Annotated in this window: 1 protein-coding gene; it reads right to left on the minus strand. The window is 32.1% G+C overall.

The genetic code is table 11. The features are described from left to right. Positions 1 to 536, minus strand: a 536-nt coding sequence (locus F1381_RS27965) for a hypothetical protein (protein WP_151738076.1), incomplete at both ends; no start/stop codon positions are given.

Genomic DNA, 536 nt, shown 5'->3' on the forward strand with positions numbered 1-536 from the left:
TCGAAAGAAAGTGTATTGAAAGTTCGTTGGATTAGGTATAAATATTGCGGTTATTATAAAAAGAATAACAAGTAAAATGCCAAAGCTAAATGCCGCTATTCTCTCGTGTGCTTTTGTCAATTTTTCTTTTCCTTTATTGTCAAATCCATATACTGGCATATCTTCATTAACGAAAAGATTCCTTATTTCTTTTGCAGAACGTTTGTCATGGGCTTTTACTATCCTTTGCATTGAAGCAAAAGCAGTGGAGCTTGGTTTAATACTATTATCATTCATTACCTCTCTATATTTTTTGTAATGAGCTAAGATAAGGTGAAGAACATCAATGCATGTTTCTGCAAGCCATTGATTCCATTGAGTATTATTTAATTCATCTACTGTTCTGTTATGTGCAGCGCAGTGTTCTAAATAGCCGAAAAAACTGTCTCCACATGAATTCACGGTATCAAAATCACATTTACCAGATAGGTAACACTCTAATGACTCAGTATATTTTTCATATAAACGCTCAATTTCTTTTTTTTGATTATTAATGA

This window comes from Paenibacillus tengchongensis, assembly GCF_008973665.1.
Classification (GTDB): domain Bacteria; phylum Bacillota; class Bacilli; order Paenibacillales; family Paenibacillaceae; genus Paenibacillus_AQ; species Paenibacillus_AQ tengchongensis.